The sequence below is a fragment of the Archangium violaceum genome (genome assembly GCF_016859125.1).
Taxonomy (GTDB): Bacteria; Myxococcota; Myxococcia; order Myxococcales; family Myxococcaceae; genus Archangium; species Archangium violaceum_A.
Genome location: NZ_CP069338.1, coordinates 2,647,804 through 2,667,629, shown reverse-complemented (window position 1 = coordinate 2,667,629; position 19,826 = coordinate 2,647,804). Strand labels below are relative to the sequence as shown.

18 protein-coding genes and 1 pseudogene are annotated in these 19,826 nt (G+C 69.5%); 14 read left to right on the top strand and 5 right to left on the bottom strand.

The window, feature by feature from the left end:
- Positions 1-218 precede the first annotated feature (218 nt).
- A complete protein-coding gene (locus JQX13_RS11440; protein ID WP_203409054.1) occupies positions 219-2,219 on the top strand; it encodes an ATP-binding protein in 2,001 nt (666 codons plus the stop codon).
- A gap of 56 nt (positions 2,220-2,275) precedes the next feature.
- Here JQX13_RS11440 and JQX13_RS11435 read toward each other — a convergent pair whose 3' ends face one another.
- The gene (locus JQX13_RS11435) at positions 2,276-2,701 is read right to left on the bottom strand and encodes a hypothetical protein (RefSeq protein WP_203409053.1); all 426 of its coding nucleotides are present in this window, start codon (positions 2,699-2,701) and stop codon (positions 2,276-2,278) included.
- Between the two features lie 174 nt (positions 2,702-2,875).
- Between JQX13_RS11435 and JQX13_RS11430 the strand changes: the two genes are divergently transcribed.
- The 3 genes from JQX13_RS11430 to JQX13_RS55325 all read left to right on the top strand — a co-directional run bounded on the left by JQX13_RS11430 (position 2,876) and on the right by JQX13_RS55325 (position 7,054).
- Positions 2,876-3,088 (top strand): hypothetical protein, encoded by a 213-nt coding sequence (locus tag JQX13_RS11430; protein WP_239014695.1) that lies wholly within the window; start codon positions 2,876-2,878, stop codon positions 3,086-3,088.
- A 202-nt stretch (positions 3,089-3,290) separates the two neighbouring features.
- Positions 3,291-5,018 carry a glycerol-3-phosphate dehydrogenase gene (gene glpD / locus JQX13_RS11425; protein WP_430384203.1) on the top strand — a complete coding sequence of 576 codons (1,728 nt, stop codon included), beginning with the start codon at positions 3,291-3,293 and terminating at the stop codon, positions 5,016-5,018.
- A gap of 185 nt (positions 5,019-5,203) precedes the next feature.
- Complete coding sequence (locus JQX13_RS55325) at positions 5,204-7,054, top strand: S8 family serine peptidase (RefSeq protein ID WP_203409050.1); 1,851 nt, start codon at positions 5,204-5,206, stop codon at positions 7,052-7,054.
- 60 nt (positions 7,055-7,114) lie between these two features.
- Here JQX13_RS55325 and JQX13_RS11415 read toward each other — a convergent pair whose 3' ends face one another.
- Both JQX13_RS11415 and JQX13_RS11410 read right to left on the bottom strand, forming a co-directional pair.
- Entirely contained in the window at positions 7,115-7,597 is a 483-nt protein-coding gene (locus tag JQX13_RS11415; RefSeq protein ID WP_203409049.1) for an anti-sigma factor family protein, read from the bottom strand.
- A complete protein-coding gene (locus tag JQX13_RS11410) occupies positions 7,594-8,190 on the bottom strand; it encodes an RNA polymerase sigma factor (protein WP_239014694.1) in 597 nt (198 codons plus the stop codon). The genes JQX13_RS11415 and JQX13_RS11410 overlap by 4 nt, the downstream gene beginning before the upstream one ends.
- 213 nt (positions 8,191-8,403) lie before the next feature.
- On the opposite strand from JQX13_RS11410, the gene JQX13_RS55320 reads away from it, so the two are divergent.
- A complete protein-coding gene (locus JQX13_RS55320; protein ID WP_203409048.1) occupies positions 8,404-9,360 on the top strand; it encodes a hypothetical protein in 957 nt (318 codons plus the stop codon).
- A 3-nt stretch (positions 9,361-9,363) separates the two neighbouring features.
- Here the strand turns inward: JQX13_RS55320 and JQX13_RS11400 are convergent, their stop codons facing one another.
- Complete coding sequence (locus JQX13_RS11400) at positions 9,364-10,665, bottom strand: hypothetical protein (RefSeq protein WP_203409047.1); 1,302 nt, start codon at positions 10,663-10,665, stop codon at positions 9,364-9,366.
- Positions 10,666-10,824: 159 nt separating this feature from the next.
- Between JQX13_RS11400 and JQX13_RS11395 the strand changes: the two genes are divergently transcribed.
- On the top strand, positions 10,825-11,583 hold the full coding sequence (locus tag JQX13_RS11395) for a hypothetical protein (RefSeq protein WP_203409046.1): 759 nt from the start codon (positions 10,825-10,827) through the stop codon (positions 11,581-11,583).
- Positions 11,584-11,586: 3 nt separating this feature from the next.
- Here JQX13_RS11395 and dgt read toward each other — a convergent pair whose 3' ends face one another.
- Positions 11,587-12,999 carry a dGTP triphosphohydrolase gene (gene dgt, locus JQX13_RS11390; RefSeq protein ID WP_203409045.1) on the bottom strand — a complete coding sequence of 471 codons (1,413 nt, stop codon included), beginning with the start codon at positions 12,997-12,999 and terminating at the stop codon, positions 11,587-11,589.
- Positions 13,000-13,237: 238 nt separating this feature from the next.
- Here dgt and JQX13_RS11385 point away from each other — a divergent pair, with 238 nt between their 5' ends.
- The 8 genes and pseudogenes from JQX13_RS11385 to JQX13_RS11350 all read left to right on the top strand — a co-directional run bounded on the left by JQX13_RS11385 (position 13,238) and on the right by JQX13_RS11350 (position 19,825).
- Positions 13,238-14,017, top strand: a complete 780-nt coding sequence (locus JQX13_RS11385; RefSeq protein WP_239014693.1) for a peptidoglycan recognition protein family protein — start codon at positions 13,238-13,240, stop codon at positions 14,015-14,017.
- A 54-nt stretch (positions 14,018-14,071) separates the two neighbouring features.
- Positions 14,072-14,536 carry an ester cyclase gene (locus JQX13_RS11380; RefSeq protein WP_203409044.1) on the top strand — a complete coding sequence of 155 codons (465 nt, stop codon included), beginning with the start codon at positions 14,072-14,074 and terminating at the stop codon, positions 14,534-14,536.
- A 77-nt stretch (positions 14,537-14,613) separates the two neighbouring features.
- A pseudogene (gene sitA5 / locus JQX13_RS11375) lies at positions 14,614-15,294 on the top strand (SitA5 family polymorphic toxin); the annotation flags it as partial.
- A 328-nt stretch (positions 15,295-15,622) separates the two neighbouring features.
- Positions 15,623-15,940, top strand: coding sequence for a hypothetical protein (locus JQX13_RS11370; RefSeq protein WP_203409043.1), 318 nt, complete (start codon positions 15,623-15,625; stop codon positions 15,938-15,940).
- Positions 15,941-16,515: 575 nt separating this feature from the next.
- The gene (locus JQX13_RS11365) at positions 16,516-16,743 is read left to right on the top strand and encodes a hypothetical protein (RefSeq protein ID WP_203409042.1); all 228 of its coding nucleotides are present in this window, start codon (positions 16,516-16,518) and stop codon (positions 16,741-16,743) included.
- A gap of 136 nt (positions 16,744-16,879) precedes the next feature.
- Positions 16,880-18,271 (top strand): styrene monooxygenase/indole monooxygenase family protein, encoded by a 1,392-nt coding sequence (locus tag JQX13_RS11360; protein WP_203409041.1) that lies wholly within the window; start codon positions 16,880-16,882, stop codon positions 18,269-18,271.
- Positions 18,272-18,362: 91 nt separating this feature from the next.
- The gene (locus tag JQX13_RS11355) at positions 18,363-19,301 is read left to right on the top strand and encodes a hypothetical protein (RefSeq protein WP_203409040.1); all 939 of its coding nucleotides are present in this window, start codon (positions 18,363-18,365) and stop codon (positions 19,299-19,301) included.
- An 83-nt stretch (positions 19,302-19,384) separates the two neighbouring features.
- Positions 19,385-19,825, top strand: a complete 441-nt coding sequence (locus tag JQX13_RS11350; protein ID WP_203411986.1) for a hypothetical protein — start codon at positions 19,385-19,387, stop codon at positions 19,823-19,825.
- Position 19,826: the final 1 nt, after the last annotated feature.

Below are 19,826 nucleotides of genomic sequence, written 5' to 3'. Positions count from 1 at the left end.
CCCTCTCTAGCCGCCGGTACGCCCCGCCCGCAAACCCGACCTCCGCCGTCCTCCTTCTTCCGCTCCCTCGCTGGTGGGGCACACGGACATCCAGCTAGAGTGTTCCGGCGCAGGGGGGAATTCGAGTGCTCGGTTTCGAACTCACACGGGATGAGGACCGTGGGTCTCCGGTTCCATCGCAGCGGTCCTCCGTCTATCCGTCAGATGGCTTTCCCCCGTTGCTCCCAGTCCCAGGCTTCACCGTGGCCCTCTTCCCCAGCAGCTCGTCCCATCCTCACCGCACCCCCTCCTGGGCTCGTTACGGATTCGCCCTGCTGGCGACCGGGCTCGCCTTCGCCCTCCAGTGGTTCCTCTGGCGCTGGCTCGCTCCTTCCCCCTACTTCCTCTTCCTCGCCGCCGTCATCCTCTCCGCCTGGCTGGGCGGCCACGGCCCCGGGGCTCTCTCCACCGCCGCTGCCCTCGTCCTCTCCCGGCTGTTCTTCCACGAGGCTCCTTCCTCCTTCTCCGTCGCCCACCACACCATCACCAGCGCCCTCTTCACCGGCGTCGCCGCCCTGATGACCCTGGTGTCCGCTCGTGTCCGCACCACCCTCCATGAGGCCCAGGTCGCTCGCGCCGCCGCTCAGGCCAATGGCCACGTGCTCGACACCACCCTGCGCAGCATCGGCGACGCCGTCCTCACCACCGACTCCCACGGCCTCGTCCGCTTCATCAACCCCGTCGCCTCCTACTTCTCCGGCTGGCGCGAGGCCGATGCCATCGGACAGCCGCTCGAGCGCGTCCTTCGTCTCGTCGACCCCTCCACCCGCGAGCCCATCGCCCCCTTCCTCGGCGCACAGAACGCGGAGCGGCCCGTCCAACTCGGCAAGCAGGCCCTTCTGCTCTCCAGGAATGGCGCCGAGCTCCCCATCGAGCACACCGCCGCTCCCATCTCCGACTCCCACGGCCACCGGCTCGGCTCCGTCATCGTCTTCCGCGACATCTCCGCCCGCTTCCGCGAGGACCACGAGCACGCCCAGCTCCTCGCTCGCGAGCACGACGCCCTCCTCGAGGCCGAGACCCAGCGCGAACGGCTCGAGACCCTCTTCATGCAGGCCCCCGTCGCCATCTGCCTCACCCGCGGCGCGGACCACGTCGTCGAGCTCGTCAACCCGCTCGGACAGACCCTCGTCGGGGAGCGTCTCGCCCCCGGCCGCTCCATCCGCGAAACCCTCTCCGGGTTGGATCCCAACCTCCTCCACCTGCTCGACGATGTCTTCCGCAAGGGCACCCCCTTCGTCGGCCACGAGGTCCCCCTTCGCGCCGACTTCTCCGGCACCGGCCAGGACGAGGTGAAGTACTTCGACCTCACCTGGCAGCCCTGGCGCGGCATCGGTGGCGAGACGCTCGGCACCATGGGCCTGTGCGCCGAGGTCACCGAACAGGTGCTCGCCCGCCGCGAGGTCGAGGCGCTCGCCACCGACCTGCAACGCGCCCTCCAGATTCGCGACGACTTCCTCTCCGTCGCCTCCCACGAGCTCAAGACGCCCCTCACCTCGCTCCAGCTCCAGCTCCAGCTCCTCTGGCGCTCGCTCCCCGAGACCGACGCCAACGGCAACCCCCACCCCGCTCGCAAGCGCATCGAGGCCACCCGCCGCCCCGCCGAGCGTCTCCACCAGCTCGTCAACAACCTGCTCGACGTCTCCCGCATCCGCGCCGGCCGGCTCGCCCTCGAGCACGAGACCGTCGACTTCGCCGCCCTCCTCCACGACGTCGTCGCCCGCGCCGAGGCCGATGCCTCCGGCGCCGGGTGCAAGCTCATCCTCCACGCTTCCTCGCCCGTCATCGGCCGGTGGGATCGCCTCCGCCTCGAGCAGGTCGTCACCAACCTGCTCTCCAACGCCATCAAGTACGGCGCCTCCCACCCCGTCGAGCTGTCCGTCGTCCAGGACGGGCCCCTCGCCCGGCTCACCGTGCGCGACCACGGCATCGGCATCCCCCCCGACAGCCAGGCCCGCATCTTCCAACGCTTCGAGCGCGCCGTCTCCGAGCGCCACTACGGCGGCTTCGGTCTCGGCCTGTGGATCTGCAAGCAGATCGTCGACTCGCTCGGCGGCGACATCCGCGTCGAGAGCCAGCCCGGTCAGGGCGCCACCTTCATCGTGGCCCTTCCCCTCGAGCCTCCCGCCAGCGGTCGCTCCGACTCCGACTCCGGCTCGCGTTCCTCTTCCGCCCGCTGAGCCGCTTCACGGCCCGGGAATGGCTCTCGCCTCCCCGCGGCCGTCGTTCCCGTGAGTCATTCCTGCTGACGCAGCTCGTGCGGCAGGACCGCGTGCGCGTGCCTCGGCGCCCGCTCGTGCAGCTCCTGCGTCAGCAGCTCGTCCAACTCCGAGAGCAGGGCGTCGTACGGCGTCCCGTCCCCCTTCGCCGTCTGCCCCGCATGCGCCTCCAGTCGCACCCGCGGCGTCTCCTCGTCCTCGAAGGCCAGGCTCACCGCCATCCCCCTCGGGCCTCCCGCCGCTGGCTCCAACACCGCTGGCGCGGGCAGGTGCTCCGCTTCCTCCAGCAGCGGCCTCAAGCGCTCGACTTCCTCCTCCGTCAGGTCCCTCTCCACCACCGTCTCCCCCTGCTCCAGCACGCGCAGGTGTCTCATTCCCTCCACCCGCACCGCCTGCGCCCCCGTGTTCGTCCTCCCGCTGCGCTCATACGTCACTGTCTTCACGCGCTACCTCCCAGGCCCGGGCTTCTCGTGGAGGTATGCACGGTTCGCCTCGCTCGCAGCCCTCTCCCCCTGTTCCCGACAGTGCCCCCTCCCCACCGGCCCCGGTGTCTCTCCTCCAGGGCACTCCTAGTTTGCGTCTCCCCGGGCCTGACGCCCGGCTTCATGGAGGTACCCGTGGCCAACACTCCCAACAACGACCCGCGCTCCAACGACCAGCGTTCCGATACCAAGAATCCCAACAACCCCGCCTTCAAGCAGGACCGCGACAACAGGTCCAACCAGCTGAACCCCAACAGCGACGCTCATCCGTCCCGGAAGTCCGGCGGTGGGAACTCCTCCTCCGATAACTCCAGGACGGATTCCTCCTCCAACCAGACCCGGCGCTGACGTTCTCCGCTGGCGTTCTCCTGGTGGGTCCCCGGTCTTCTCTCGGGGGCCCACCGTGGCTCCCGGCCCGGAGTCTCACAACCCGGGTTCCTCATACCCTCACCCCGTCCCTCTCCCAGCGGGAGAGGGGAGGGGGCTCCTCTTGACGCACCGCGTTCGCTTCCTGCTGCCCCCAACGCCGCCCCGCCGTTACACTGCTTCCGTGCGTCCTGAATCCGTCGCCCCGCCCGCTCCTGCTCCCGCCCACCGCGGTGACTCGGGCGCCTTGGGCCTCCTCCCTCCGCCTCCTCCCCAGCCCCCCGCTCCTCGCTCCGAGCGCCTGCTCGCCCTCTCGTCCCAACAGTTCGACGTCCTCGTCATCGGCGGGGGGGTCACCGGTTGTGGCATCGCCCGTGATGCCGCCCTCCGCGGCCTCCGCGTCGCCCTCGTCGAGCGCGAGGACTTCGCCTCCGGTACCTCCAGCCGCTCCTCCCGCCTCATCCACGGCGGCGTCCGCTACCTCGAGCACGGCCACCTCGGCCTCGTCTTCGAGTCCAGCATCGAACGCTATCGGCTCCTGCGCCTCGCCGCCCACCTCGTCCGGCCCCTCTCCTTCGTCTGGCCCGTCTACCAGGGCGCTCGCATCCCCCGCTGGAAGCTCGCCGCCGGCCTCATGCTGTATGACGCCCTCGCCCTCTTCCGGAACGTGAAGGCCGCGCGCAGCCTCAATGCCCGCGAGGTGTCCGAGGCCGTCCCCGGCATCCGCACCGAGGGCCTCAAGGGGGGCTCCCGCTACTACGACGCCGCCACCGACGACGCCCGCCTCACCCTCGCCAACGCCATCGGAGCCTCCGAGGCCGGTGCCATCGTCCTCAACCACGCCTTCGTCAGCTCCCTCCTCATCGAGCAGGGCCGCGCCCAGGGCGCCACCGTCGTCGATGCGCTCACCGGCCAACAAATCACCGTCCGCGCCCGCGTGCTCGTCAGCGCCACCGGGCCCTGGAGCGATGAAATCCGCAAGCTCGACGCCAATGGCTCCACGCCCTCCGTCCGCGGCACCAAGGGCGTCCACATCTCCGTCCCCCGCGAGCGGCTCCCCACCGACACCGCCATCACCCTGCTGTCTCCCGTCGATGGCCGGGTGATGTTCGTCCTCCCCGCCGATACCCACACCATCATCGGCACCACGGAGACCCCCACCCACGCCCACCCCTCCGAGGTGCGCGCCAGCCTCTCCGACGTGGACTACCTGCTCACCTCGGCCAATGCCTTCTTCCCCCAGGCCCACCTCGTCCGCGAGGACGTCGTCAGCGCCTGGGCCGGCATCCGCCCCCTCGTGGCCAGCGGCTATGGCCAGGGCGACGCCAACAGCGCCAGCCGCGAGCACGCCATCCACACGAGCCCCACCGGCGTCCTCGCCATCTCCGGCGGCAAGCTCACCACCTACCGCGTCATGGCCCGTGACGCCGTGAACGCCGTCGAGAAGGTGCTCGGCGGCCCCCGCCACAAGGCCCCCACCGACTCCCTTCCCCTGCCCGGTGGCGACATCCCCTCGTTCGACGCGGAGCTCTCCGCCGCCCGCGCCGAGGTGCGCCGCGAGGAGACCGCCGTCCACCTCGTGCGCGCCTACGGCTCCCGTTGGCGCCTGGTGTGGGCCCTCACCCGCGAGCAGCCCCACCTCGCCGAGCCGCTCGTCCCAGGCCTTCCCTATATCCGCGCCGAGGCCGTCCACTGCGTCACCTACGAGCTCGTCCACACACTGTCCGACCTGCTCGTGCGCCGCCTCAAGGTCGCCTTCGAGACTCGAGACCTGGGCCGGGCCGCCGCTCGCCTGGCCGCTTCCGACATGGCGCCCCTCCTGGGCTGGGGCCCGGACGCCGTCGAGCGGCGGCTCGCCGACTACTCCCGTGACGTGGAGCGGCTCTTCGGCATCGAGCCCGCCGAGCGCTGACGTCCACCAGCCCGCACCCGCCGGGGAGGACCCGTCCGTCCTCCCTACCGCCCTCCAAGCAGACGACCTACCGTGGTTCAATAGGGAATGGGTGTGCCGACCAGCCGTTGGTCAGGCCCATTTCTCCGCCCGGTGCCACCCGGCGGTGCCTTCCCCCCACGGATGTGGTGCAAGGAGACGTTCTCATGAGGCGATTGGTGCTGTTGGGCCTGCTGGGGTTGGGCGCGAGTGCTTGCAAGGAGCCCGAGCCCATCGACACGGAGCCGCAGGAGCTGCCGCTCTGTCCGGAGCTCGTCGTCGAGGACCTGAGCCGCTCGGCTCCCCTGATGTCCCTGGGGCAGGCCACGGTTTCCTCCGCGTTGAGCAGTTCCTCCACGTCCGACAACGGCCCCCAGCCGATGCTGGTGCGCTTTCGCAAGCGGACCGGTGTGCAGGCCGCCGCCGTGTCCCTCCTTCGTGAGGACAGGGTGCGCAAGCTGGGCGCCCGCGTGAAGTACCACTGGCCCAGCCTCGACACCCTGGCCCTCTCCCTCACCCCCGAGGCCCGGGCCCGGCTCGCCCAGGATCCCGACGTGCTCTCCATCACCCCGGACCGGCCGGTGCACGCGCTCGGCATGTCGCCGTGGGTGCCCGTGTCCGCCCTGCTCGGCGCGCCTGGCGCCACCGGCAGCACCGCCGAGTACACCTGGGCCGTTCAGATGACGCAGGCCAACCAGGTGTGGGACACCGACAACAATGGCGTGCTCGACACCGGTGCCCCCACCGGCGAGGGCATCACCGTGTGCGTCATCGATAGCGGCATCGACCCGAACCACCCCGAGCTCAAGGCCGCGTACATCGGTGGCAAGGACTTCGTCGACAACGACGACGTGCCCGAGGACAAGGACACGTCGGGCGTCTGGGGCGGCGGCCACGGCACCCACGTGGCGGGCACCATCGTCGCCCAGCTCGGCTCCGGCGGCCAGGTGAACCCCAATGACACCTCGCTGAGCCCCAACGGCATGGTGGGCCTGGCCCCCGGCGCCAAGCTGCTCGTCGCCCGCGTGCTCGACGAGAACGGGGATGGGCGTACCTCGGACGTCATCGCGGCGCTCCGCTGGTGCAAGGCGGAGGGGGCGCACATCGCCTCGCTCTCGCTCGGCTCGTCCACCCCGGACGAGGCCGAGAAGACGGCCTTCGACGAGGTCTACGCGGCGGGCATGCTCTCCATCGCGGCCAGCGGCAACGGCGGTGAGCTCGCCACCCCGGAGTCCAAGGTCTACCCGGCCGCCTATGAGTCCGTGATCGCCGTGGGCGCGGTGGACGCCGAAAGCAAGCACCCCAAGTTCTCGCAGGGCGGAGAGCACCTGAGCCTGGTGGCCCCCGGCGTGAACATCTACTCCACCTACCCGCAGGGCCAGTCGCCCTTCGCGAACCTGGTGGCCGGCGGCAACTTCTACGCCTCGTCCGCCTTCGACTACGTCCCCTACGAGGAGTACTCGGGCAAGCTCATCGACTGCGGCCTGGGGGAGAACAATCGCTCGTGCCCCCAGGAGGAGGCCACCTGCGAGGGCTTCGTGGCCTACGTGACTCGCGGTGGGGAGATCAAGTTCAGCGACAAGGTGAAGAACGTGCGCTCCCAGGGCGCGCGCGCCGTCATCATCGCCAACAACGACCCCGAGGATGACGAGGCCCTGGGCTTCACGCTGGGCTCCCCGGCCACCTGGCCGCCGGTGACGGCCATCCCCACCACCCTCGTCAACGACATCCGCGCCCAGCTTGGCAACACCGTGACCGTGGGCATCCGCGGCGGCGACTACGCCTTCAGCACCGGTACCTCCATGGCCACGCCCCACGTCTCCGCCGTGGCCGCGCTGGTGTGGAGCGCCCGTCCCTCGCTCACCAACAAGGAAGTGCGCGCCATCCTCGAGAGCACCGCGAATAACCTCGTGGATCCCGAGGTGCCGGAGGAGCCGTCCACGGGCAAGGACATCGTCTTCGGCTACGGGCTGGTGCAGGCCAAGGCGGCGGTGGACAAGGCCAAGGCCCAGCCGTAGTCCCGGGCGGGGCTGCTCCCCGGCGCTCCCGGAACCTCGGGAGCGCACCCTCCGCCCGTCTCAGCGCAGTGGCCGCGCGGGCGAGGCCAGCAGGCAGGCGCCGAATCTCGCCTCGACCCGGGCCACGGCCTCGACGCTCGGGTCCATGCACGCGGGCACCGTCGCCACGGAGACGAGCCCGTCCCCCCATGGCTCCTCGGAGTCGAAGGACGTGGGACGCGCCTGTGGCACCAGGCTCAGCGCCATGAAGGCCACCGCCGCCACGGCGCCCAGCGCCATCCTTCCTCCGTGCTCCCAGCGGCCCTGGTGCGGCGCCTGCGACGGACGCAGCCGGGCCTCCAGCGCACCGAAGCTCAGCGCCGGTCTCGACGGCATGCGCCTCGCCCGCTGAGCCATCCACCCCCGCTCCAGGCGCAGCCACGCCAGTGTCCGCGCGCACGTGACACACGTGGTGGCATGCGCGCTCACGCGCTCCGCTTCCTCCTCGGAGAGCTCTCCGGCGAGGAGCGCGTCCAGGTCCGACTCGCGGCAGGGGGGGCTCATGGACGACCTCCGTTTCCGACGTGCCCGGCGAGCCGCTCCCGCAGCTGCAGCCGCGCCCGGTGGATTTCATTCTTCACCTTGGGCAGGGACCAGCCCATCACCTGGGCGATGTCCTCGTACGCCAGCCCATGGTCGATGCGCAGCAGCAACGCCGAGCGCCGCTCCTCGCGCAGCTCCCCGAGCGCCTCCGCCAACAGTCCCTCCAACTCCCGGTCCAACAGCAGATCCTCCGGCGTCGGCGAGGGCAGCGCCGATTCCAGCAGCGGCTCGCTCTCCTCGGAGGCGATGTCCAGGTGCGTGCCCCGCGTCCGGCGCGACTCGAGGTAGATGTGGCGCGCAATCCCCAACAGCCACGAGGCCAGCCGCGCGTCGTCGCGCAGCGCTCCGAGCCGCCCGTGCGCCCGGACGAAGGTCTCCTGGGTGGCCTCATCCGCGGCGGCGTCGTCCCGGAAGAGATCGCGCAGGAAGCGCCAGACGGCGGGGGCGTGCTGCTCGAAGAGGGTGCGGAACGCGACCGGATCGCCCTTCCGCGCGCGCGCCAGCAGCCGGCGCTCGGCGTCCTGTTCCGAGGACGCGCCGCCAACGAGGGTCATTCGGACCGCGAAAAGGTGGGCCACGCGCCGTGGTGACATGAAGCCGCCGGAAGTTTCACCGCTCGTTCTCTTTCATGCCCGCCGGGCCCGTCAACCCGAGGCCCCCCGGCCCGAGGGCCGCCAGGGAGGCATGGGCCGTCCCCGGCCGGGTGTGTCCCTTCACGAACAATTCCCACCTTTGCGCCACGGGGAGGGGTCGACGAGGAGGATTGCATGCGGAGAGCCATCTGGATGGCGCTGGCCTTCATGGGGACCGCCCCTCTGGTGGCCCTGGCGCAGCAGGGGGCGGGAGCCCCCACCACCCAACCCCCCGCGGCGAGCCCATCGGGCACGGCCAGCATCGAGCGGGGACAGGACACGACGGGGACCGGGACCGCAGGGGCTCCGGGACAGCAATCGGCCGGGAGTGTGGGAACGGCCACGGGCGAGCCCGCCGCCGGGACCGGGGGCGCGGGCACGGGAGGCGCCGGCACTGGGGGGATGGGGACGGGAGGCGCGGGGACCCAGGGCTCGGGGACCGCGACGGGCCTGGACAGCGTCCCCCTGCAGCGGACTGGCCCCCAGGGGCAGCAGGGACTGACGGGGACGGGGACTGGCGGGGCGGGCGCGACCGGCGGTGGTGGGGGCGGAGGTCAGGCGGCGGTGCAGCAGGCTCCCGTGTCCAGCGGCCCCGAGGCGATGCAGCGCGAGCTGACCCTCCTGCGTCAGCGCGTGGCCCGTCTGGAGAGCGAGGTGGATGCGCTGCGCGGAACGGGTGGCGGGGGAACGGGTGGCGCGGGTGATACGGGCACCACGGACACGGCGAACATCGAGGTGCGGGGGCCCGTCGCCGTGGCCACCGCGGTGTTCGACGGCAGGGTGCTCAACGTCACGCCCGAGCACATCGACATCGTCGATACCTCGGATGGTGCGTTCTACCGCCTCGCCATCAATGACGAGACCCGGGCATTCGTGGGGCCCGGTCTGGAGCGCATCCCCGTGCAGAAAATCTCCGAGGGGACGCCGGTGCGGACCTCGTTCGCGCTCGTCTCCGGTGAGGAGCAGGCGCTCAACATCGTCACGCAGCCCCAGCAACGGCAGCCCCGCCAGCAGCAGGGCGCGCCTCAGGGCCAGCCGCAGCGGCAGGCGCCGGGAACACAGGGCCAGCAGCAGCGCGCCCCGGGCCAGTGAGCCTCAGTCGACCTCGATGAGGTCCAGCGAATCGATGAGGGGCTGAGGCATCGCCCACAGTCCCTCGCGGTGGCGGTAGCCGAGCTCGAAGGCGTTGAGGATGGCGGGCCAGCGATCCTCGAAGACGGCCCAGTTGTACTCGGTCGGCTTCGAGGTGAGGAAGTTGTGGTCCCGATCCCTCTGCGTGGCGGTGTAGTCGCTGAGCTCCCAGGCGACGGGGCCCAGCTGCAGCCGCAGTGTCGGCGTCATCGCCAGCATGAGGGCGGAGCGGGGCACCTCGCCCGCGGGCTGCGTGGCCGGAGTGAAGGCGGGCTGCACGGCATCGTGCTGCTCGCGCCAGGCCAGATAGTTGTTGGCGCAGGCGATGAGCGCGTCCCGGTCCGAGCCGTTGGCCGCCAGGCGCGCGTCCTCGAAGAGGGCGAACGCGGCCACCAGCAGGCTCTGCCCTCCCACTCCGGGCAGCGCGCTCGCGAAGTCCGTGGGCCGCGGTGAGTCCTTCACGTGCTCGAGCGCGTACATCCAGGCCCGGCGGGCCTCGTCGGAGCGGGCGCCCCGCAGCGCGAAGCCCTCCACCACCTGGGCCGGCTTCACCGCGTTGGCTCCCGAGCGCTTGCGCCACTCGAGGTACTCGCGCGCCGCTCCCGCGATGTCCGAGTAGATGGCCACGTTCCCATCGAGCAGCATCTGCTCCATCGTGCGCGCCACCGCCTCGGCCGCCTCGAGCGCCGTGGCACCCGGGGCCTCGTAGAGGACACGCGCGAAGCGCCAGGTGGAGATCCACAAGGTGCGCGGATCCGCGAGCACGTCGAGGTTGGCCGCGCTCAGCAGCGTGCCCAGGGAAGCGGCCACGTCGTGAGACAGACCGAACCAGCGCAGGGTGTCCCCCACCTTCTCCGCGACGAGCCGCTCCGGGCCGGAGACACCGCAGCGCTGGAGCGCCTGCTGCACCGATTCGGAGGGCTCGCCCTGGGCCGCGTCGATGATGGCGCGGGCCAGATGCGCGCCGAGCATGCCCTTGCCCGCCTCCTGGGAGGCATGGGGGGCGAAGGCGAACCAGTTGTTGAGGACTCGGCTGGCCCCGCCGGGGCGGAAGTCCGGATCGAGCAACACCTGCACGTCCTGGGCGAGCTGGATGTAGCCCTGGGTGATGCGGCGGTTGGTGTCGAGCGCGTGGCTCGTATCGGCCACCAGCCAGTTGGAGGGGGCACGGACGAGGGTGTTGCGGGGCCGCCGCGTACCGGACTTCGAGGGACTGACCCGAGGGGTGACGTCTGGTGCGTTGGAAGGCAGGTCCTGTTCCGACATGTGCTGTTCTCCCGTGGCAGCGCGTGCCTGGAGCCCCCTCGGAGGCTCGGAGAGGCGCCCGTGAGCCGCTCCGTGAGTCCCATGCTCCTGGCCCCTGTACCGGTTGCCCGGGGGCGTTCGCCGCCCAACGTTCTACCGGAAGAAGGGAGCGCGGCGTAGATGCGGAAGCCGACCTGGTTGGACCTGGGAATCGCGGTGCTTGGCCTGTTCCTCGTGTGCAGCGCCGCGCAAGGGGTAGCGCAGACGCAGTCGACGGGGACGGGGACAGCCGGGACGGGCACGGGGCAGACGGCGGCCACGGAGCAGGGGACTGGCACGCAGGGGGCGGCGGTGGATGCCGCCCAGCAGCGGCTGGAGGTCGCCCGGTTGCGTACGGAGGTGGCCCGGTTGGAGCAGCAGCTCGCGCAGATGCGGGCGCGGCTCTCACAGGCGGAGTCCGCCTCTCAGGGCACGGGAGGCAGCGGGGCGGGCACGGGAGGCAGCGGGCCAGGTATCGGGGACCCCAACGCCGAGGCTCCCGAGCTCAACACGGGAGTGGGAGACCCCGCGGCCGAGGCTCCCGAGCTCAACACGGGGGTGGGAGACCCGGCGGCCGAGGGCGTGGGAGGTGGAGGCAACACGGGGCGTGCACCAGACACCCGGCCGGACACCAGCAACCAGGGCTACGCCGTGGCCCACGTCATCCACACGGGCCGCGTCCGCTCGGTGTCCCAGCAGCGGCTGGTCCTCGTCGACGAGGGGGGACGCGTCAAGACGCTGCCGCTCGCTGCCAACGTGCGGGTCGTGAGCGGCGGGCGGCAGGTCTCGCTCCAGAGTCTCCGCGAGGGAGCCACCGTCCGGGCCTCGGGGGACATGTACGCTCGTGACAATCCGGTGTTCGAGATCCAGGTGGTTCCCACTCCGGCAGCCGAGCGCTGAGGCTCACTCCGGCAGCTTGATGCCGGAGAGCCGCTGGTACAGCTCCACCGCGAAGCCGTCCGTCATCCCCGATACGTAGTCCGTCACGCACAGCAGCCGCTGGTACGGCGTCAGCCGGAGGATGGCCTCGTCGCGGTCCTCCTGGTACGGCCCCGGCCTCTGGAAGAACTCCAACGGCAGGAGCTGCCGCAGCTTCTTCTCCTCGCGATTGGGCCTGTCCGCGAGCACCGCCGGCACGAACATGTCCAGCAGTCCTCCCAGCGTCCGGAAGCCCGCGGCTTCGATCTGCAGCACCCGCTCGCTCCAGTACCCCTTCTCGCGAGTGATGTGGGTGATCGTCTTCAGCCGCTCGCCCGCCTCCGATCGCGCCGATACCAGGGATTGCTCGAAGCTCCCCGTCTCCATCGCCGCCACGTGCTCGGCGAACGCCGTCACGCACTCCTGGATGAGCGCGAAGATGGCCCCGGCCCGGGCCCGTCCCAGCCGTGACTCCCAGTCCACCTTGTCCTTCAGGGGCTTGAACTTCGGCTGCATCGCCGCCACGTCCTCCATCAGCGAGCAGACGGTCTCCATCGGGATGAGACCCAGCTTCCCCGAGTCCTCCAGATCGATGATGGCGTAGCAGATGTCATCCGCGGCCTCGACGAGGAAAGCCATGGGGTGCCGGCTGAAGACGTACGGCTCGCGCTCCACCAGCCCCAGCTTGCGGTACACCTCGCCGGCCAGTTGCGTGTCGTCCTGGAAGAATCCGAACTTCTTCTCCGAGACGCGTGCCTTCTCCCTGTCCCGCCCCCTCGGTAGCACCGAGGGCCGTGGGTACTTGCTCATCGCCCCCACCGTCGCGACGGTGTAGCGCAGCCCTCCATCCCGGTTGCGCGACTGCAGGCGGTTGAGGATGCGGAAGCCCTGCGCGTTGCCCTCGAAGCTCGCCAGGTCCTTCCACTCGCCCTCGGTGGCGAACGGGTGCTTCGCGTCCTTGTTCTCCACGAATTCGAAGCGCGGGAAGTTCCGCTCCACCCAGTGCTGGATGGCCGCCTCCCCCGAGTGCCCGAAGGGCGGATTGCCGATGTCATGCGCCAGGCACGCGGCCGCCACGATGGTCCCCATGCGCGAGGGGTCCACCTCCACGTCCTGGGCCAGCAGGCTCCGTCCCGCCAACTGCCCCAGCGAGCGCCCCACGCACGAGGCCTCGATGCTGTGCGTGAGCCGCGTGCGCGTGTAGTCGCTCGTCGACAGCGGGAACACCTGCGTCTTGTCGTGCAGGCTCCGGAAGGCGCTCGAGAAGACGATGCGATCGTAGTCCTTGTCGAACTCGGTCCGCTCGTCCGGGGTGTCCAGGGGCGTGCGGTGGGGCGGGTCCCCCACCCGGTGGTGGGAGAGAAGCTGGCGCCACCGTTCGGTGCGTGGGTCGTTCATGGATGCCTCGTGCGAGTGCGGTGGGGGACCGCCATCGTGCGGCCGGAGCACACCGGGGCAAGTTTCCCGGCGGTCTCTCTCGGCGGCCCATCGTGGGGACATCATGCCTCGGGGCTCCCACATGTGTGCCCGGGCTGTCTCCTACTGGAGCTTCTCCCTGGCCCGGAGGCGCGGGCAGGTCAGCGCGAGCGCGATAATGCGTCCCTGACCCCGTGTTCCTCCAACCCGGGAGGGGACCATGTCCTCCAGCGCCACCGCCCGTCTTGTCTTCGTTACCCCTTTCACTGTCTCGGGAAGCCCGGACCTGCCCGACGTCCCGCTGTCCGAGGGCGACAAGGGCTCCGAGGTGCAGCGGCTCCAGTCCGTGCTCATCCGGCTCAAATACCTGGGCGGCCGAGTGGATGGCGACTTCGGGCCGAAGACGAAGGCGGCCCTCGCGCGCTTCCAACGTGACTGGCGGCTGACACCCGACGGCACGTATGGGCCCGAGACGTGCATCGCGCTCCAGAAGGCCCTGACGCCGGTGCACAAGCCGGCCGTGGTCTCCAGGCCCTCGCCCAACTTCGAGTCGCGCAACGGCGTGGACATCGACGCCATCGTCCTGCACCACACGGGCACCAACCGCGTGTCGGTGGACCTGGCCACGCTGCGCTCCCGGGGCTCTAGGCGCGTGAGCTCGCACTACCTCATCGCGCCCACGGGCACCGTCTACCAGCTCGTGCCGGACTACCGGGCGGCCTGGCATGCCGGCGTGTCCTCGCTGCACGGCGTGACGCAGCCGAGCGTCAACTCGCGCTCCATCGGTATCGAGATAACGAACGACGGCACCGGCCTGACGCCCTTCACCGAGGCGCAGTACCACGCGCTGGAGCGGCTCGTGCCGTACCTGGCCCGGACGTACAAGGTGCCCAAGGAGAACATCGTCGGCCACCGCGACGTGGCCCCGGGCCGCAAGACGGACCCGGCCGACAACTTCGAGTGGGTGCGCGTGCGCCGCGCCGTCGACGCCGTCCTCTGAAAGCTCGCGTCCCCCGGACCCCGTTCCTACTTTTGTCGTTGGAGGAGGAATGCCATGTCCAACCTCAAGCAAGCGGCCCGGCGGCTCATCGAGGAGGTCTACGGCCAGGGCAGGGTGGAGGTGCTCGATGAGCTGTGCCACCCCGACTACGTGGGCCATGATCCGCTGGTGGGCGACGCGGACCTCCAGGGCGTGAAGGCGTACGTGCGGCTGCTGCGCGCCTGCTTCCCGAACCTGGAAGCACGCATCCTCGGGCTCTATGTGGAGGGGAACACGGCCATCATCTGGTGGTGGATGGAGGGCAACCTCGCGCGGCGGTTGCTGGATGTGGAGCCGCGGGGCCAGCGCATCCAGCTGCAGGGCATCACCATCGCCGAATTCGAGGACGGGAAGATCATCGAGGACACGAGCGAGTGGGACACGTTCGGCTACCTGCTGCAGCTCGGGCTGGTGAAGCCACTGGGACCTCTGGCCAGGGCCTCCGACGAGCGCGATGGGTCCGGGCTCTCCCGGGAGTGAGGCGCCAGGCTCGCTCCGTCGCAGGGCAATCGAGACAGCCCCCCTCGTGAAGCGGGGGCGACGGAGCGGGCCTACCCATGAAGCTGTGCTGCTCGGCTGTGATGCTGCTTCTCCTCGTCGGGTGTGGCACGGCCTCCCGGGTCATGCGCCTGGATACGGGACGGGCCGAGCCCATCGTCTTCACCCCTCGTTCCGGCGCCGAGCCCGTGGCACTGGGCAACGGCGAGTTCGAGGAGGCTGTATCGGAGCTGGCTCGGAAGGTGCGGCCCCCCACCCGGCCCCAGGAAGCAGCCCGACGGCTGTTCGAAGTGGCGGTGCGGAGCGGCTCGTACACGTACGAGATACGCGGCCATCGCATTTCCTCGCGGGAGCCGGACGCGCATCTGGAGGGGGACTCGACGGCGGAGGAGGTGGAATTGACGCGCGCCTACCTGCGCTGGTGCGAGCGCACGGGCAGGCCCGGGGACTGTCTCCGTCTGCTGACGGAAAGCCCCATCGTCTCCGGGGACGGCCGATTCGCGCTGGCCATGGCCCTCGCCAGGGGGGCCGTGCTGGATGAGATGCTGGAGGCGTTCAGGGACATGTCCGACCCACACGCCATGGTGGCGGCGGTTCTCTGGACCTGGACCACGTACATGGTCCTCCTCGCCATTCCCGACGTGACGGTCTCCAAGGGCCTCGCCGCCGTGATGACCGCCACCCTCATCTCCTACGTGGGCGTCGATACCTTCTGGGGCCTCGTCGTCGGCTTCAAGCGGCACGAGCGGTGGCGGCACTCCGAAGGGAGACGACCTTGAGCAGGTCAATACGCGATGGCATGAAGGGAGTTACGACTCTCCATCGAAGTCACTCCAGGCCCACTTCAACAAACATGGTGCAGAGGTTGATGCCAAGGACGTCGCACAGTATCTACGGAAGGCCCTTGAATTCGCACAGAGACTCAAGGGCGCACAAAAACTCCCAGTTGAAGGCGCCACCGAGGGTGTGATTCGCTATATCAAGAACGGCCGGTACATTGATCTCGCGTCAGATGGGTGAATCTTGTCTTTCGGGGCTCGGTAAGACAAATAAGAAGGGAGAAATCAGATGGATTGGAGGGCAATCGACCTGCATGGTGCCGCGAGCATTTCGCGGGTGGTCAACGTCTTCGAGATTCGAGATATGCGCGGTATTCCATGGACCAAATACAAGATCAAGGTTCTCGAAGAAGGCTCCGGGGGCTTCCTCGCGATTGCCAATGTGTGTGTAAAAAATGCCAATGGCACCCCCGATGGGGAGGCAGGGCTCGGACGGACAGAAGTAGAGGCCCTCCAGGATCTCATCACGAGACTGGGTGAAAGATTGAGCTCTCGCGAGAACTGGCGAGATGAAGACTTTGAGTGGACCGACCCACAGGATTTCTGAGGGGCGGAGCAACAGCGAACCCCGTGCCTGAACATGGACACTCACTCGGCTCCGGGTTCACCACGCCGAGGAGAACGGCTTGGCGCCTCGGACGCTATGCTCCACTTCTGCCCCTCTCAGCCAGCTACCAGCGGCCAGCCCCGGGCCCTCCTCTGGAGCCCGACCTGGACGTGCGAACGTTCACCGATTCTGAAATGGGAAACACCGTGCACGTATCTGGCGACAGGGTCGTGATCACGAGCAAGGATGGCCAGATCGTCACGCAGTTCAGGAGTCCATGAGCAAATACGCAGTCGCGAATCTAGAGGGCTGATCAATGTGTGCCGGCGGATCAGTGACAAAGAGGCCGTGGTCTATCGATGCTTCGAACTGATTCCTGAGCAAGGTCTTGTCGTCCAAAGCGCCGACAGGCTCATGTTGCCGGCAGTCCCGGAACACATGCGGCATCATGAGCGACAGCTTTGGGAGCTGTTCTGTGAGGTGGCTCCTGAAGAACGCTCGAGACCGTTTGCTTCCATTGAGGACGCAATAGCCGCGTTCGACGCCGAATTCGGAAACTGACGTTGAGGCGCCGCATGGAAGACAAAATCACGATCAAGGAGGCATACGTGGCGATGTACGCCTACCTTGAAAGGCTCTACGACATGACAGGCTCGAATGATCTGGGCGGCTTTTTGGGCAGCATGTCGTTGCTCGAAGACGGTACGCCTGCGGAGCCCGGTGTCTGGAACGAGTGGATGCGTGCCGTACAACAGGCAAGGAACGGTCAAATTGATCTGACTCTGGAACTCCCTGATGAGTGAGTACCTGTCTGAGCGTCCTGGGGAGGGAGGGGGGCACTCCAGGTCCGGCCAGACCCGAGCGAGCCGTGCGCGTGACATCACCCCCTGCACCTGATGGACTCCCCCCGTCGTGACTGCGCCCGATCGAGGGGGAGACATGCGGAACATCGGAATCATCGGCTCGGGGATCATCGGACTTCTGGCCGCGCACGGCCTGCGCAAGGCGGGCCACCAGGTAACGCTCTATTCGGACAAGACGCCCGAGCAGTGGCTCCAGGTCCGGCCCACGGGGACGGCGGCGCGCTTCGACCTGTCCCTGCAATTGGAGCGCGAGCTCGGCCTCAATCACTGGGATGACCAGGTGCCCTGGGCCCAGGGGGCACACCTCCTCGTCTGTCCCGAGCCGCGCAACCGCCTGCTCACGCTGACGGGCCGCATGCGCCGCCCCTTCCAGGCCGTCGACGTGCGGCTGCAGAGCCACCGGTGGATGAGGGACCTGGTGGAGCGCGGCGGGCGCATCGAGCTCGAGTCCGTGACGGTGGCGCGCCTGGAGGAGATCTCCGCCGCGCACGAGCTCACCCTGGTGGCGGCGGGCCGCGCGGAGCTGTGCCGGCTGTTCGAGCGTGACGCGGCTCGCAGCGTCTACGACGCGCCCCAGCGCCAGCTCACGTTGCTGTGCATCAAGGGCCCGAGGATGCGCTTCGACGACCTGCCCATCGTCCCGGTGAAGTTCAACGTCTTCCCCGGGGCGGGCGAGGTCTTCTACATGCCCTACTTCCACAAGGACGTGGGCCCGAGCTGGAACGTGCTCGTGGAGGCGAAGCCGGGTGGGCCGCTGGACCGCTTCCGCGAGGTCCGGAGCGGTGAGCAGGCGGTGGAGCTCGCGAAGGGGCTGTTCCGCGAGCTCATCCCCTGGGACGCGGACTGGTTCCGGGACGCCGAGCTGTCGGATCCTCACGGGTGGCTGATGGGCACGGTGACGCCCACGGTGCGCCGGCCCGTGGGGCGGCTGCCCTCGGGGCGCGAGGTGATGGGGCTGGGCGACACGGTGACGTCGTTGGACCCCATCGGCGGACAGGGGGCCAACAGCGGGAGCAAGCAGGTGCGCACGCTGCTCGAGTGCGTGGCCGAGCACGGGGACCGGCCCTTCGACGCGGCGTGGATGAGCGCCACCTTCGAGCGCTTCTACGCGCGGCACGGGCACCCGACGTACACCTTCAACAACATCCTCCTGGAGCCCCTCACCCCCTCCGCGCGCGAGCTGTTCATGGCGCAGTACGGCAGTGATGGCCGCGAGGGCAACCGGAGCGCGGTGCAGCAACTGGCCGACGCCTTCGCCGAGAACTTCAACGACCCCGCCACGCTGACGCCCGTGTTCCAGGACTCGCGCCGCATGCGCAACTTCATCACGGAGACCACCGGCGGTGCGTGGCTCTCCGCGCTGGCCCGGGGCGGGCTGGGCGTGGCCCGGGGGCAACTGCGCCAGAAGCTCGGCCTGGATCCGAGGCACCCGCCTCGCGTCTCCGCCGTTCATGACTTCCCGCGTTAAGCGAAGGTGCGAGGGGGGACGCAACTCGCGCTCCCCATTTCGCGAGAATTCCTCAACGGATTTCCCGAGCCTTTCGCCGGAGCCCCCCCCCATGAATCCCATCGAGCGCGGCCGTAACCTGTTCAACACCGTGCGCACCGGCACGCAGCAGGCCGTGGAGAAGGCGCAGCGGACCGCGGACCAGGTGGCCAACACCGTGGCCGATGGTGGCCGCAGGGTGGGCCAGTTCGTCGACGGCTTCGAGGACAAGGCCACGAGCAGGCTCAGCGCGCTGGGGGGCATCTTCGGGGGCTCGAAGCCAGACCGCGTGTACGACGGGCACCTGGTGGGCGCCGGAGGGCGGACGTTCCCGCCCGGCACGCCGCTGAGCCAGGTCCCGGGCGTCACCCCGCGCAACAACCCCAACCCCACCGAGACGTTCGTCTACGTCAACGGCATCTCCAATACGAAGGACCAGCAGCTGGGCAGCATGCAGCAGATCGCCGACCGCACCGGGGCCAAGGTGATCGGCGTGCACAACGCCACCGAGGGCATGGTCGCCGACCTCGCCCAGTGCGTGAAGGACAAGCTCGACAAGGGCCACAACCCGGCGGTGGACTCGCTGGCGGACACCGTCTACGCGGAGCTGAAGGCGGGGCGCTCGGTGCACCTGATGGCGCACAGCCAGGGCGGCCTCGTCACCAGCCGCGCCCTCAACGACGTGGCCAACCGGCTGCGCATCGAGGATGGCATGTCCAGGGGCGATGTCGAGAAGCTGCTGGGCCGGGTGAACGTGGAGACCTTCGGCGGCGCCGCCGGCCGCTACCCGGATGGCCCCAACTACGTGCACTACGTCAACACGAAGGACATCGTGCCCACGTGGTTCGGCCAGGGCAACGGCGAGGGCCTGGACGAGTGGATGCGTGACGCGGGCAAGGGCGCGGTGGTGCGCCGCTTCGAGCACGGCTCGGGCCTCCAGGGCACCCACGGTCTGGGGGATGCCTACCTTCCGCAGCGCGTGCCCTTCGACCAGGCTCGCGCCGGCAAGTGACGGAGAACCGCACCATGCTCCAGTGGCTGATGTCCGCGGTGGGCCTCGCGCTGTCCACACCTCCGCCCGCGAGCGGGGGCCCCATGACGCGCGAGGCGGCGCGGGAGCTCGTGCGCTGGTACTCGCGCGCCCAGGGGGCGGTGTTGAGCCCGGGCCTCAACCCCCAGGGCTTCGGTGGCATCGCCGTGGGCGGGGCCCAGCTGTATTTCGAGTACCACGAGGACACGAAGTCGCTCGAGTGCAGCGCGCTCGTCTACCGCTTCCGCGAGCCGCCCAAGCCGGGGGTGCTGGAGGGCTTCGAGGCCGAGGCGCGCGAGGGCACGGACACGGGCGGTGGCACCGTGGACTACGAGCGGGAGAACCGGGGCCTCTTCCTGAGCCGCGTCTACACCCAGATGCCCGAGGGCAGGGCCTTCGCCCAGGACATGAAGCGCCTGGGGAAGGCGAGCGTCGTGTGGGGTGACGAGGTGCTGGACCGCGTGGCCTCGCGTGTCTTCCACCCCGAGGAGCTCGAGAAGCACTGAG